The sequence below is a fragment of the Corynebacterium tuscaniense genome (assembly GCF_008693065.1).
Taxonomy (GTDB): domain Bacteria; phylum Actinomycetota; class Actinomycetes; order Mycobacteriales; family Mycobacteriaceae; genus Corynebacterium; species Corynebacterium tuscaniense.
This window is the reverse complement of the sequence record NZ_VXKH01000018.1, coordinates 15745-30024: the sequence shown is the minus strand read 5'-3', so window position 1 is coordinate 30024 and position 14280 is coordinate 15745. Positions and strand designations below refer to the sequence as shown.

General features: G+C 58.1%; 13 protein-coding genes and 1 pseudogene. 10 read left to right on the top strand and 4 right to left on the bottom strand.

What is annotated here, in order from left to right:
• A pseudogene (locus F4V54_RS05235) lies at positions 1-292 on the bottom strand (dipeptidase); the annotation flags it as partial.
• A gap of 86 nt (positions 293-378) precedes the next feature.
• On the opposite strand from F4V54_RS05235, the gene F4V54_RS05230 reads away from it, so the two are divergent.
• The 8 genes from F4V54_RS05230 to F4V54_RS05200 all read left to right on the top strand — a co-directional run bounded on the left by F4V54_RS05230 (position 379) and on the right by F4V54_RS05200 (position 9714).
• The gene (locus F4V54_RS05230) at positions 379-843 is read left to right on the top strand and encodes a hypothetical protein (protein WP_150386473.1); all 465 of its coding nucleotides are present in this window, start codon (positions 379-381) and stop codon (positions 841-843) included.
• Positions 844-917: 74 nt separating this feature from the next.
• Entirely contained in the window at positions 918-2888 is a 1971-nt protein-coding gene (locus tag F4V54_RS05225; protein ID WP_150386472.1) for an OPT family oligopeptide transporter, read from the top strand.
• Between the two features lie 205 nt (positions 2889-3093).
• A complete protein-coding gene (gene groL / locus F4V54_RS05220) occupies positions 3094-4728 on the top strand; it encodes a chaperonin GroEL (protein ID WP_034662132.1) in 1635 nt (544 codons plus the stop codon).
• A 718-nt stretch (positions 4729-5446) separates the two neighbouring features.
• Positions 5447-5647: a hypothetical protein gene (locus F4V54_RS05215; protein WP_150386471.1), complete on the top strand. Its 201-nt coding sequence runs from the start codon at positions 5447-5449 to the stop codon at positions 5645-5647.
• Positions 5648-5687: 40 nt separating this feature from the next.
• A complete protein-coding gene (locus F4V54_RS11435; protein ID WP_170253110.1) occupies positions 5688-5831 on the top strand; it encodes a hypothetical protein in 144 nt (47 codons plus the stop codon).
• Positions 5832-6009: 178 nt separating this feature from the next.
• Positions 6010-6903, top strand: a complete 894-nt coding sequence (ppk2, locus tag F4V54_RS05210) for a polyphosphate kinase 2 (RefSeq protein WP_034662138.1) — start codon at positions 6010-6012, stop codon at positions 6901-6903.
• 195 nt (positions 6904-7098) lie between these two features.
• Positions 7099-9066, top strand: coding sequence for an HtaA domain-containing protein (locus tag F4V54_RS05205; protein ID WP_150386470.1), 1968 nt, complete (start codon positions 7099-7101; stop codon positions 9064-9066).
• A gap of 42 nt (positions 9067-9108) precedes the next feature.
• A complete protein-coding gene (locus F4V54_RS05200; RefSeq protein ID WP_150386469.1) occupies positions 9109-9714 on the top strand; it encodes an enoyl-CoA hydratase-related protein in 606 nt (201 codons plus the stop codon).
• Between the two features lie 125 nt (positions 9715-9839).
• Here the strand turns inward: F4V54_RS05200 and F4V54_RS05195 are convergent, their stop codons facing one another.
• Both F4V54_RS05195 and F4V54_RS05190 read right to left on the bottom strand, forming a co-directional pair.
• Positions 9840-10286, bottom strand: a complete 447-nt coding sequence (locus F4V54_RS05195) for a MarR family winged helix-turn-helix transcriptional regulator (RefSeq protein WP_150386468.1) — start codon at positions 10284-10286, stop codon at positions 9840-9842.
• Positions 10287-10354: 68 nt separating this feature from the next.
• On the bottom strand, positions 10355-10645 hold the full coding sequence (locus F4V54_RS05190; protein ID WP_034662146.1) for a rhodanese-like domain-containing protein: 291 nt from the start codon (positions 10643-10645) through the stop codon (positions 10355-10357).
• 269 nt (positions 10646-10914) lie between these two features.
• Between F4V54_RS05190 and F4V54_RS05185 the strand changes: the two genes are divergently transcribed.
• Positions 10915-11496, top strand: coding sequence for a hypothetical protein (locus F4V54_RS05185; protein ID WP_146014938.1), 582 nt, complete (start codon positions 10915-10917; stop codon positions 11494-11496).
• A gap of 104 nt (positions 11497-11600) precedes the next feature.
• Here the strand turns inward: F4V54_RS05185 and F4V54_RS05180 are convergent, their stop codons facing one another.
• A complete protein-coding gene (locus F4V54_RS05180) occupies positions 11601-12077 on the bottom strand; it encodes an inorganic diphosphatase (protein WP_150386467.1) in 477 nt (158 codons plus the stop codon).
• 596 nt (positions 12078-12673) lie between these two features.
• On the opposite strand from F4V54_RS05180, the gene F4V54_RS05175 reads away from it, so the two are divergent.
• Complete coding sequence (locus F4V54_RS05175; RefSeq protein ID WP_170253109.1) at positions 12674-14239, top strand: SpaH/EbpB family LPXTG-anchored major pilin; 1566 nt, start codon at positions 12674-12676, stop codon at positions 14237-14239.
• The last annotated feature ends 41 nt before the right edge of the window (positions 14240-14280 follow it).

Here is a 14280-nt window from a genome sequence, read left to right as displayed (position 1 = left end):
GGTCGGCGGTCCACGCGGCGGGTTCGCCGGCGGGCACGACGTCGTAGTGGGAGTAGAGGAGGACGGTGGGGGCGTCGTCGCTCACGTGGCGGCGGCCAATGATCGCGTCAGCCTTATCCGCAGTCGCGTGCCTCTCCACCTCCAACCCTCTCTCCGCCAGCGCCGCGGCCACCCAATCAGCGGCAGCTGCGTGCTGATCAGCCAATTCAGGGACCGAGTGCGGGGAGTTCAAGGACACGAGTGCGGAAAGATCGTTGAAGATTCGTTCGCGGTTCGGTGTAAAAGTGCTCATGTTTTTGAACCTACCAGCGCGGCACGCTGCTGGTTGTGGTTAGGATCGGCCCTACTCAAACGACGCCGACCTAGAGGGGTGCCGCGATGCTGCAGGATTTCACAGACCTGTTCGAGAACAAGTTCGCGCTCGTGCTGTTTGGGTTTTTCGCGCTGTCGATTGTGTGGTCGGTGGTGCACAAGATCTTCGACAAGGTGGTGAAGCGCGAGTACGGGCATGTGGTCGCGGTGGATATTTCGGTGAGCAGGCGCCCACTGGCCAATAAGAACTGGAAGCCCATGAGGACGCGGATGCTCGTGCGCATGCCTTCGGGGGAGGAGCTGCTCACCCGGTGGAATGACTCAATGTTGCATCTTAAAAACGGGATTAGGCAACAGGTTTTCCAGGGGACCTGGACCAACTTTCAGGCGCCGAAGATCAATGCTGCCCCGGATGTGCAGGAGGCGGCGATCAACCAGATGAAGGACAGTTTCTTCCGCTACCAGCTCCCGCAGCCAACGTCCGTGGTGGTGCGGCGCAGGAAAAGCGGGAGGTTTGACCTAGAGTTTTAAGTTTTCTGGTTTCCACCTTTCGTTGGGCCGGAGTAAAGTTCCACCAGACTCCCAACCTCCCAGAAAGGCTCAACATGGACAACCGGACGCAACTGCGCGAGCTGACCCTGCGCGGCATCATCATTGGTGGCCTGATCACGCTCGTGTTCACGGCAGCCAATGTGTACCTGGGCCTGAAGGTGGGTCTGACGTTTGCCACGTCGATTCCGGCGGCGGTCATCTCGATGGCGGTGCTGCGCAAGTTTGCTGGGCACAATGTGAAGGAAAACAACATTGTGCAAACGATTGCGTCTGCAGCAGGCACGTTGTCCGCGATCATTTTCGTGCTGCCGGGCCTGGTCATGATTGGTTATTGGCAGGGCTTCCCGTTCTGGACTACAACGCTCGTGTGCGCACTCGGCGGCATCTTGGGTGTGATGTTCTCGGTCCCGCTGCGCCGCGCGCTGGTCACGGGTTCGGATCTGCCGTACCCGGAGGGTGTTGCCGCGGCGGAGGTGCTGCGCGTCGGCGATGGGGATCCGCACAATGAGGAGAATGTGAAGGGCCTGCGCACGATCGTCGTGGGCGGCCTTGTCTCTGCAGCGTACGGCCTGCTTGCCGCGATGAAGGCCGCCGCGAGTGAGGTCGCGGGCGTGTTCAAATTCGGTCCGGGTGCGACGATGCTCGGCGGCTCGCTCTCCCTCGCACTCATTGGCGTGGGCCATCTTGTGGGGATGACCGTGGGCATTGCCATGCTCGTGGGTGTTGTCATTTCCTTCTTCGTTCTGCTTCCATGGCGCACATCTTCGTTTATCGCCGGCTCCGCGGCCGACCTCACCGACATCGTTACCACCACCTTCTCCTCCGAGATTCGCTTCATTGGCGTGGGCACCATGGCGGTAGCCGCACTGTGGACCCTGATCAAGATCACTGGCCCGGTGGTCAAGGGTGTCAGCGCCTCTTTGGCTAGCTCCCGCAAGCGCGCTGCTGGCAACGAGGTGGATGTGACGGAGCAGGATATCCCGTTCCCGATCGTCCTGGGCACGATCTTGGTGTCCATGCTGCCGATCGGTTTCTTGCTGTGGGATTTCCAGCAGGGCACGGACATCCATGAGCACGCGGTGAGCCTGACTATCATTTCGGTTCTGTTTATTCTCATCGCGGGTTTGGTCATCGCGTCGGTATGCGGTTACATGGCTGGTCTCATTGGTGCTTCGAACTCCCCGATCTCCTCGGTGGGCATCATCGCGGTGATTGCATCTGCACTGCTTATCGCTGCCTTTATGGCGGGGACGGATGCGAGTGCGTCCTCGTTGGTGGCCTACACGTTGTTCACCGCGGCGATTGTGTTTGGCATTGCCACGATTTCCAATGACAACCTGCAGGACCTCAAAACCGGTCAACTCGTGGGCGCGACCCCGTGGAAGCAGCAGGTGGCGCTGGTCATCGGTGTGATCTTCGGGTCCTTGGTTATCCCGCCGGTGCTGCAGCTTATGCTTACTGCTTTCGGATTCCAGGGTATGGAGGGTGCCGGCGCGGATGCTCTTGCTGCGCCGCAGGCTGTCCTCATGTCGTCCGTAGCAACGGGCATTTTTGATGACTCCCTGGATTGGAACCTCATCTTCCTCGGCGTGGCTATCGGTGTGGCCGTAATCATCATTGATGAGATCCTGGGTGTGACCACGAAGAAGAAGTATGCGCTGCCACCTCTTGCCGTGGGCATGGGCATGTATCTGCCGGTCGCGGTGACCGTGATGGTTCCGGTGGGCGCGCTGCTGGGCTACCTGTACAACCGGTGGGCATCCGGCCAGCGCAATCCGCAGTCCGCGATCCGCATGGGCACGCTCGGTGCTACTGGCCTCATCGTGGGTGAGTCCCTCTTTGGCGTGGTCAACGCTGGCATCATCGCCGCCTCGCAGGGTGAGAGCCCGCTTGAGATTTTCAGTGGCGCCACCTGGTCCACCGCCCTCGGCGTTGTCCTCTTCATCGGCGCGATTGCTTTCATCTACAGGCGCACTGCGCAGTCGGCGAAGGATCTGCCCGTCGCTGTGCCTGCGGAGAAGTAGCAGCGCTTTGCGCTCTACCTTGCACTCGGAACCGTTGACTGCTAAAAAGGCATTAGCACTCCAGCCAAGTGAGTGCTAAAAAGTCAATTTCGAGCGAGTGAGGTTGGTAGCACTCACCAGCCGTGCCGTCGCGGGCGCCCGCTTGGACCTTGTAGACGTGAGAGTGGCGTCGCCTTTCCTATATAAAGAGGAGCAACAAACTCACATGGCAAAGATGATCGCATTCGATGAGGAAGCACGCCGCAGCCTTGAGCAGGGCCTAAACACCCTGGCAAACGCTGTGAAGGTGACCTTGGGACCAAAGGGCCGCAATGTTGTCCTGGAAAAGTCCTGGGGTGCACCGGCGATCACGAACGATGGCGTGACCATCGCTAAGGATATTGAGCTGGAAGATCCGTACGAGAAGATCGGTGCGGAGCTTGTTAAAGAGGTAGCTAAGAAGACTGATGACGTTGCCGGTGACGGCACCACCACCGCTACCGTTTTGGCTCAGGCTCTCGTGCGTGAAGGGCTGCGCAACGTGGCTGCTGGCTCGAACCCGATGGGCATTAAGCGTGGCATTCAGGCTGCAACGGACAAGGTGACCCAGATTCTTCTGGAGACCGCGAAGGAAGTAGAAACCGAGGAGGAGATCGCCTCCACCGCTGGTATTTCTGCGTCTGACCCGGACATCGGTAAGAAGATCGCCGAGGCAATGTACGCCGTGGGCAACGGCTCCGTGAACAAGGAGTCCGTCATTACTGTTGAGGAGTCCAACACCTTCGGCGTTGATCTTGAGGTCACCGAGGGCATGCGTTTTGACAAGGGCTACATCTCGGCTTACTTCGCCACCGACATGGAGCGTGGTGAGGCTGTGCTGGAGGACCCGTACATCTTGCTGGTCTCCGGCAAGATCTCCAACGTCAAGGATCTCCTCCAGGTTCTGGAGCAGGTCATGCAGTCCGGTAAGCCGCTGCTCATCATCGCCGAGGACGTTGAGGGTGAGGCTCTGTCCACCCTCGTGGTGAACAAGATCCGTGGCACATTCAAGTCTGTGGCGGTGAAGGCGCCGGGCTTCGGTGACCGCCGTAAAGCAATGCTGCAGGACATCGCGATCCTCACTGGTGGCCAGGTCATCTCTGAAGAGGTCGGCCTGAGCCTGGACACCGCTGACCTGTCCCTGCTGGGTCAGGCACGCAAGGTTGTCATTACCAAGGAAGACACCACCATCGTCCAGGGCGCTGGAGACCAGGCTCAGATCGAGGGCCGCGTCAAGCAGATCCGCGCTGAGATCGAGAATTCCGATTCCGACTACGACCGCGAGAAGCTCCAGGAGCGCCTGGCCAAGCTCGCCGGCGGTGTCGCTGTGATCAAGGTCGGCGCTGCCACCGAGGTTGAGCTCAAGGAGCGAAAGCTGCGCATCGAGGACGCTGTCCGCAACGCTAAGGCAGCTGTTGAGGAAGGCATCGTCGCTGGCGGTGGCGTGGCCCTCCTGCAGGCCGCCAAGTCCCTCGAGGATAACCTCGGACTCGAGGGGGATGAGGCTACCGGTGTGAAGATCGTCCGCGAAGCCATCACCGCCCCACTCAAGCAGATCGCCCTCAACGCCGGCCTGGAGCCGGGCGTCGTCGCCGACAAGGTGGCTAACCTGCCCACCGGCCAGGGCCTCAACGCCGCTACCGGCGAGTACGTGGACATGATGGCCGCCGGCATCAACGACCCGGCCAAGGTCACCCGTTCTGCCCTCCAGAACGCCGCCTCCATCGCCGCGCTCTTCCTCACCACCGAGGCAGTCGTGGCCCAGAAGCCGGAGCCCGCAGCCCCGGCCATGGACCCGGAGGCCATGGGCGGCATGATGTAAGCACGTATCGCTTATCGACGAACCGGTCCCGCGCACTGATTTATCCCCGCGTGGCGGCCGGTTTCGGCGTTTCTGGGGGGCGAGTGGGGCGAGTAGTAAAAGAGTGGTCCCCCATCCCGTGTAGGGGGACGGAGGACCACTCACGTATGCAGGCGTCAACACTTTGCGCGTTCCGGTACTGCGAAGTTAATCACAGCCGACCTTCGGGGTGGTGGGTAACTAGCCCAAATCCCTTGGGGATGCTGAGTTTACTCGAGGTCGGATTGAATTAGCCCCCGAAAGTTGGACTGGTTTAATTTTAGGCGGTTAGGGTTTCAAGGGTCTGATTCTGATACTGCACCGGAGATAGGTCAGCCGTAGCCTAAAGTCCCCCTATAATAGGGTAATTGGGGCAGTTTGTGGAATTAATTTTCTGATCTGATTTGCAACATCGATCTCGTCGTTCCGAGCGTTACACGTCCGTTACATACTTTTTCCGCCGTTCATATTTGGCCACAAAAAGAGCAGGTCAGGCACATTAACTGGGGCTAGTTAATTTAATGTTCAACTTGTTGCCGGCTTCTAGTTTTAAAACACTCCGCCACGCCAACTGAAAGTTCTGTTTGCGGGTCCTGTGTTTTGTGGCAGGATTACTTCCTGTGACGCCCGATCGTGGTGTCTGACACTCAGAAACCCTCATCGGTGAGAGAAGCCGGTGACTTTCATAAGGAGATACAACATGGATGTCAAGGACATCATCTGGCACCTCGAGAACTTCATCAACACCAACAAGGGTTGGAACGACTTCCTGGGTGGCCTCTTCGGCTTCTTCGGTCAGTGGGATGACTACCTGAAGTGGGTTCAGGAGAAGCCGGGTCAGGGTGAAGGTGGCTTCGCTGCCGGTGCTGGCACCCTGAAGAACCTGCTCTCTTCCAAGTAAGTAATTCACCTTTCACGAATCCATCCACAAGGAGTTAAAAATGGATAACTTCACCAAGTTCATTAACGGTTCTTCCGACTTCTCTGACGGCCTTGGCCAGATCAGCAAGACGACTTTCGACTTCATCCTCCCGCTGGTTCGCTCCGCTGAGGGCCTCGTCAAGCTGCTGAAGCTCCTCCCGTAATAGGAGCTACGCTTTGCTAGATCACTAGCAAGCACATCAGTCCCGTCGCTTTTGCGGCGGGACTTTTCGCTTTGTTTGTGTGCTTGTGCGGGGGTAAGGGGGCAGCATGGAGAAGCAAAACCGCGACCTTGTTCCCGCAGTGGGGCGTGGGAAGTGATGGGTGACTACACTGGTAGGTATGGCCAACGATGACGATATGCCGATGATCGACCTCACCCAGACCGAGGGTTACTACGTCGACGACTCCGATGAAGATGACCCGGTGCTGCTGCAGGCGGACGGCACCCCGATTGAAACCTGGCGCGAAAATTACCCGTATGACGAGCGCATGACGCGCGATGAATACGAAAAGACGAAGCGCGCGCTGCAAATTGAGCTGCTGAAGTGGCAGAACTGGACTAAGGATACAGGCCAGCGTCACATCATCATTTTTGAAGGCCGCGATGCCGCTGGCAAGGGTGGCACTATCAAGCGTTTCAACGAGCACCTCAACCCGCGTGGTGCGCGCACGGTGGCTTTGGAGAAGCCGTCGCCACGGGAGTCCACCTCCTGGTACTTCCAGCGCTACATCGAGCACTTCCCGGCCGGCGGTGAGATCGTATTCTTCGACCGCTCCTGGTACAACCGTTCCGGCGTGGAGCGCGTCATGGGGTTCTGTACTGAATCTCAGCACGCCGAGTTCCTGCGTGAGGTGCCCATGCTGGAGAACATGATCCTTGGTTCTGGTATCTCCCTGACCAAGTTCTGGTTCTCTGTGACCAAGAAGGAACAGCGCACCCGCTTTGCTATCCGCCAGGTGGACCCGGTGCGTCAGTGGAAACTGTCGCCGATGGACCTTGCGTCCTTGGACAAGTGGGATGACTACACCCGCGCCAAGGAGGAGCAGTTCCGTTACACGGACACGGATGAGTCGCCGTGGATCACCATCAAGTCCAATGACAAGAAGCGTGCCCGTTTGAACGCGATGCGCTACATCCTGTCTAAGTTCGAATACACCAACAAGGACCACAGTGTGGTTGGTGAGCCTGATCCGTTGATTGTGAAGCGTGGCCGCGACCAGATTGGGGACTAGTTTCTAGGATGCTCTAGGGCTAATTTCGGAGTTTTAGGGAGCTGGGTTGCAGTGTGCAACCCGGCTTTTTGTTTTTCGCGGAGTGATCCGGGGGTACGTATCAATCAAAAGGTCTAGATAGTTTTGACGGTAGCGCTAAGGACGGGCTAATATCATCACCGAAAATAAGGTATCGCTAGCTTCTTGGAGGTTGATGTGAAGAAAGTTCGTGGCGCGGTCATCGCAGCGGCAGTCGCTGCAAGCGTGATGGTTGTGCCGGGAATGCCGGTGGCGCTGGCAGCAGAAAACGGTTCACTGTTGTGGGGCATCAGGGCCTCATTCAACAACTACGTTGGTGGACCGGTGCTCGTGGGGGATGGGGCTACTGAGGATAAATCTACGGGGGCACAGCGCTTCTCCTTCCCCCTTGAAAATGCGAACTACGATCGCGATGAGGTGCGCCTCGAAGCGCAGTTCAAAGGCACCGTGAAGTACAAGCAGTACTGCGACGGGAACGAGGACAAGCTCAATGCGCGGTGCGACTTGGATCTCACGTTCAGCAATCCGAAGGTCGTGCTTGATGACGATAAAGATTCCTACATCGAAGCCACCGTAAACTCCCGCCAGTACCTGTCCGGCACTTACTACGACGGCGATGGTCAGCCAGTTCGTGTGGTCAACCTGTACCCGCAGTCCGGCACTTTCCGCAACGTTGACGGCACCATCAACTGGTCTGAAATCCCTGCAACGTTGACGGAGCAGGGCAACATGATGATGTCTGAGTTCTATGATGTGGGCGAAGGTATGGACCCCGTGGACTTTAGCTATCAGGGTGACGGTGCGGACATCACCGACCCGGACGCCCTTCGTGCCTATCCCATGTCCTGGGACTCCCCGGTGCCGTATGACAGCGCCGTCACTCGCATCTTCGACCTGGGTAAGAACGTTCTTGCCTCCGCCGGCGGAAGGGGCATCTACCTGCTCAGTGAGGACCTGAGGCAGCTCGCCGCCTTTGAAACCAACGCGTCCAAGCGTGGCACCGGTGCCTACGACGCTAAGACGTCCACCTTTTATTACGCCGAAGAAGGCTCCAAGCAGCTCAAGGCGCTTCAGGTCACCGATGATGGTTTCGGTGAGGCCAGGACCGTATACGAGGCGAACGGAGAGATCCTGGCGGTCGGCGCACACCCCAAGACCGGTAAGGTCGTGGCCATCGCACAGGACGCCAAGGTTGGCGGTCAGGCGGAGCCGTTGGCGCAGTTGATCACGGTGAGTGGCGGGCAAGCCCAGGGGCAAGAACTGCCGACATCCGAAAGGCTGTACAAGCCGGTATCGAAGCAACTCACCGCGGTTGAACAGGGTCTGCACGCCTACTCCGAAAGCGCGTACCGCTCCTCCTTTGATCCCAACAACATCCGCGAACTCATGCCGATGGATGACGGGACCTTCGTCTACGCATCCCGCGCTGAGATCACCTTCGCGGACGGGGGATCGAGCTACAAAAACATGCTGATCTCCATCGATCCAGCGGCCGAAGGCGCTGAGGTGGCCAAGGCCATGCCGGGCTCGTACACGCTGACGAATAAGCAGCTCGACGCAGTGACCACTAACGGTTCACGCATCATTCGAGCCAACACTTTCGGCGACATCCAGTCGCTGGTTTACGCTGAGCGCGACATCAAGGAGCAGACCCCGGTCAGCTTTATGGAGGGCTACAAGGGGTGGGGTCTCGGTGGTTTCGAGGCTGATGGCACTCCTGTGGTGATCAATGGCCAGACTGGCAAACTTGTCTGGTTCGATCCGGAGACCTTTACGGTCAAGCGTGAAGCCGCAGTGCCGAATGGCCGTGAGGTGTCCAACTTGAGCCACGGTGATCTCATCATCCGTGCGAATGGGCTCTACTACACCCCGACCGTGGACGAATCCCGCGGCGACTACATCGAGCACTACAGTCTCCGCATGCTGCACAAGGGCGACTACACACCATCTACTCCGTCGCGTCCGCGCCCGCCGAAGCCAGGGGAGACTGAGCAGCCTGAAGGCCCCAAGAAACCTGAGGGCTCGACCCTTCCGGGGAAGACCATCGGTGCCATCATCGGCGGGCTTGTTGGTGGGCTGGCCGTGCTAGGTGCGCTGTTCCATTTCTTTGGTGGTCCGCTGCTGAAACGGCTCGGTTTGCTCTAAAAAACAGTAGCGACGGCGCAGGTGGGCGTTTAGGATCAAGGAATGACCGTGGAGATCACGTGGCCCGCAGAGGGTATTGCACAGCTCACGATCGAGCGCGATGAGAAGCGTAATGCTCTGAGCACTTCATTGCTGGAATTGCTTATCGACGCTTTCCGGCAGACCCTCACTTCCCGCCCCTGCGCCATCGTGCTCACCGGCGCCGGATCGTGTTTCAGTGCTGGAGCTGACCTCGCAGAAGGCAACCCCGAGGATATTTATCCCGCACTGGTCAAGCTGATTGATCTGATTCGTGCCATCCCCGTCGCCACGATTGCCTACGTGAATGGGCCTGCGATTGGGGCGGGTGCGATGCTCGCTGCGGCTTGCGATATTCGCGTGGTCAATTCAACTTCTTTCTTTGCCATCCCGGTTGCACGCATGGGTGTGAAAGTAGACCGACAGTTGGCAGAATCCATGACAGCTCTTCTTGGTAGTTCCCGCTCTCGTATGCTGCTCATGACTGGGGTGCGTCTGTCTGCTGCCGAGGCTGTTTCCTGTGGTTTCGCGGCTGCAGAGGGTGATATCAAGACCGCCGTGGACGTGGCGCGAGTCTGCGCATCCGGTGACGCGGAGACGATTGCTTCGATTAAGGAAGCTTTCGCCTAGACCTGCAAGCGTGGCAGGTCCGCATGCTGATTTGCCACATATAACTCGTTTGCAACATAGAAACTAGGCGGCTGTTCCAGTTTTTGGGACTGACTGGGGGCTGGGGGTTAAAGGAGTTAAGGGGGTTAGGAGTGGTCGGAGGAGTGCATGATGGCGCGGGAAAGTTTGCGGAGGTGCTTGAGTTGCTTCGTCGTAGCGTCATCAAGTGCGCGTTCTTCGGCGGCTTCCACGAGCTTGGCTAATTCCGAGTGAATCTTGTGGCCCTTCTTAGTGGGCGTAACTAGTTGGCGGCGGCGATCCTTCGGGTCGCGCTTGCGTTCCACCCACCCTTGGCGTTCCAGGGAGTCGATGAGGCGGACCATGTCAGATGCATCGACGCTCAGGAGCTCTGAAAGCTGATTTTGGCTGGCCGCATGCTCGAGAGTGCAGGTGAGCACCCAGAACTCACGCATCGTCGTGCCGTGTTTGGCGAGTGCTCCCTCTACCTCATCCTTCGTGGCACGACGGACCCGCTCGATCTGGAAAGAGGGGGACTGGTTGAGCCCGGCGGGGAGGTGGAGAGATTCAGCCATGGCCCCAATCTATCAGTAGTGGGGAAGTCCTATGGTTGGTATCTCTTGACCTTCGGGGAAGGATGAAATTACTCGGAGGGAAGACCCGCCTCGGTCCAAGCTTGTGTGCCACCCTCGACGTTGATGACGGGGTTTTCACTAAGCGTTGAAAGATACTGTGTGGCTTCGGCGGAACGACCACCGGCCTGACAAATCACGTACACAGGCTGGGAGAAATCAATCTTGTCCGTCAAAGCCGCAAGGTTGGACAACGGGAGATTGATGGCGCCGATGGCGTGGAGGTGGGAGAACTCGTCGGGCTCGCGGACGTCGATAAGCTGAGCATCCTGTGGAACTTCTGTGACCTGTACTGAACGCATGGCGACAGTCTAGATGTAAAGTTTGCGGTATGTCTGGACAGTCGGGGGTGCGCAATGGGCGGTGGGGCAGCCCAGGCCGGAGACCCCGCGCGAACGTAGCGCTCCCACCCGCCGAACGGCGATTCAAACCACAACCCGCGTACGTGTACAAACGGCGCCGATGGGGCGCGTTTTACCTCATGCTCCTGTTGGTTGTCTTGTTTATCCGATGCTGTGTGCCGAGTGAGCATGACCGGGAGATGGAAGCGCGGCAGCAATTGTTCGAATCCATGGCACCCACCGAGAGTGTGGACGTGGGCGAGTTTGTGGAGAAATCCCGGCCCGCAGAAATCATCATCCCGGCGATCGGCGTTCGGGCGAACTTCTCGGGCGGGGTGTGCCACTTCCACGATGGGGTCCTGGACCCAGAGTCCGCCACCGAGGCGTGCATCTTCACTGCGGAAAACAAGCCTTACCAACTGCCAGGATCTGAGGCGGAAGACATTGTGGTCATTGCTGGGCAGGCAGGAGGAGACGGGCTGGCGGTGTTCTCCAAGCTGTGGTCTGAACCTTCCGGGGAATCGGGGCTTATCCCAAATGATGCCCTGTACCTCCGTACCGACGCTTCAGGGGATAAGTGGCTGAAATACCATGCCACTGACTTCCATTCGGCAGGGGAGGAAGGCCTCTCCCATTCCGCAGACGTCTGGGGTACCGGGCCCATGCCGGGGCGACTATTGACTATCAGTGCTATCCGTCCGGAAGGGGAGGATGCTGATGTTGATGCGCCTTCGGGTTCGGAGCAGGTGCACAACGCCATTGTTGGATGGCAGTTCACCGGAGTTGTGTCCGCCGAGTCGGTCGGGGAATAGAGCTGGCATTTAAGGGGGTGGGTAAAGCAAAGCGCACAAGTCGGTGGTGACTTGTGCGCGACGGGCGAGTACGCCCTGTGGGGATGACCTGGGAGTGCGTTGAGTTAACTCTTAAAGTTCTTGATGGAATCGTCCAGGATCTTCTCAGCTTCAGCCTTATCGCCCCAGCCGGAGCCGGTAACTTCCTTGTTTGGCTCGAGGTCCTTGTAGTGGACGAAGAAGTGCTCGATTTCGTCCTTGAGGAAGTCGGAGACGTCGGAGATGTCTTGGTGGTGATCAAAGCGGACGTCGTCAAGCACGCAGAGCAACTTGTCATCGCCGCCAGCCTCATCCGTCATCTTGAATACGCCCAGCGGACGAGCCTTGACGATGACGCCGGGGAGGACCGGTTCAGGGGTGATCACGAGGGCGTCCAACGGGTCACCGTCGTCGGCAAGAGTTTCGTCAATAAAGCCGTAGTCCAGCGGGTACGCCATTGGAGTGAACAGATAACGGTCGAGGTAAACCTTGCCGGTTTCGTGGTCGAGCTCGTACTTGTTGCGGGAACCCTTGGGGATCTCAATAGTGACTTCAATTGCCATACCGTGCTCCTTAATTTCTGAGGTGGCTTTCGTGTTGGATCTATCGTAACTATTGCGAGGAAGTGGGGGAGATACGGGGCAGATGATGGTTGACGGAAAAACTTGGCGGAGGCGTAAGACTACCCCCGTTTGTGACATGAATCCGAGCTAAGAAAAAGCACAGGTTTGCTCCGGATCGGCACCCTACCAGGCCGTTTTGTTTACTCGGAAACCAACAGAAAGCCCTAATCGGAGGGCGCTTAAGTGCTTAAAAATAATCATTTCTAATTGTTAGGGCGAGTCTATATGTCGCTGTAGGTGGTTGAAAACATGGTGCTTCCCCAAGAAATCACTACCCCCTTTCTTGGCGCACCCTTAGTGAAACTGTGCATTAGGTTCTAAACTCTTAAGTTGCTCCGAGAATTCATGGAGGAACCTGACAGATGTGCAGTCCGCCAAGGTCTCGCGAGAAACGCACCCTGACGGGTGCGGGAACCTATCCAGGTTGGGGTGTTGCAAGGAAAACGCTCCCGACTCGGGGAGATTCCATGGAACACTCTGCCGTCGGCTGGACAGCTTGGCGGTCTAAAAGAACAGTCTCTGAAAGGCAGACACACATGGCAACCAACTTCACTAAGAAGACTGCTGCTATTGCCCTGGCAGCAGGTCTCGCATTCTCCGGCTCCGCTGGCGCCGTATTCGCTCCGGTGGCAAGCGCACAGTCCATCGACACTGTGAACAAGGAGAAGGGCTCCATCACCGTCCACAAGCGTGTTGGACACAAGGAGCTTGGTGCTCCGAACGCTGACGGTAAGGAAATTGACGCTCCGGGTACCGCTCTCCAGGGCGCTAAGTTCAAGCTGCAGAAGCTCGTCGACATCACCGATGACGCGTCCTTCGCTAAGGCAGCAAAGCTGAAGATTGAAGGAGGCGTGGTTAAGTCTGGCGACGAGACCATCACTCCGCAGGACATCGCACAGGGTGGAGAAGCTACCACTGATGCCAACGGTAAGCTCACGTTCGGCGACCTGCCTGCAGGTGCGTACCTCCTGACTGAGACGGCATCCCCCGCTGCTACCGATAAGGTCTACATCCCGGCAGCACCGATGATCGTCTACGTGCCGGTGCCGGCAGGTGAGGAAGGCAAGAAGACCTGGAACCGCGACGTCCACGTCTACCCGAAGAACACCGAGCTGACCACCACCAAGACGGTTGAGGATAAGGACCGTCAGCCGGTTGCAAACGATGTTCTTGACTACACCATCAAGACCAACGCTCCGGTCATGCCGCAGGGCAACACCCTGACCAAGTTCAGCGTGAACGACTACTACAACGCTGAGGAGCTGCTCGATCCTCAGGTGAAGTCCGTCACCCTTGGTGGCAAGGCTCTGGTCGAGGGCGTTGACTACGAGATCATTCGTGGTGCTTACACCGCTGGTGACAAGGGCGACGCTAACACCAAGGTCGAGTTCAAGTTCCTGAAGCCGGCTGAGATCGCAGCATCCCAGGGTGCTGAGATCGAGATCAAGATCCAGGGCAAGGTCGCTAAGACCGTCAAGGATGGCAAGGGCCTGAAGGACGGCGAGGTGGCTAACCACGCTGACAGCGAGGGCACCACCAAGCGCACCGATGACACCGACAAGGACTTCAAGACCCCTGGTACCAAGGTTGTGTCCTACTTCGGTGCAGTCCAGGTGGTCAAGAAGGGCGAAGATGGCAAGACCCTGTCCGGCGCTAAGTTCGAGCTGCACAAGGTTGGCAACGGCGCTACCTGTGACGGTGTGAAGGCTGGCGACAACACGAAGATCAATGCTGGTCCGTGGACCACTGACGCTAACGGTCGATTCGTGATCAACAACCTGCACGTCACCGACCTTGCTAACAGCACCGAGACCATCGACGACACCTACTGCCTCGTCGAGCTCGAAGCTCCGAGTGGCTACCAGAAGCTGGACAAGGCAATCTCCTTCAAGCTGACCAAGGAGACGGTGACCAAGCCGGCAACCTCTCAGGCAGCTGGTGGCACCACCTACGTCTACAACCTCTCCAAGGATGTTGAGAACAAGAAGCGTCCGCAGTTCGAGCTGCCGCAGACCGGTGGCATGGGTGTTGCAGCCCTGATCCTGGCTGGTCTGGCGCTTCTGGGTGGCGGTGCTTTCGCAGCACGTCGCAAGAACGCCTAAACCTAGGCGGATCTAGCCAGTGGGAACACTGGTGGTTCTAG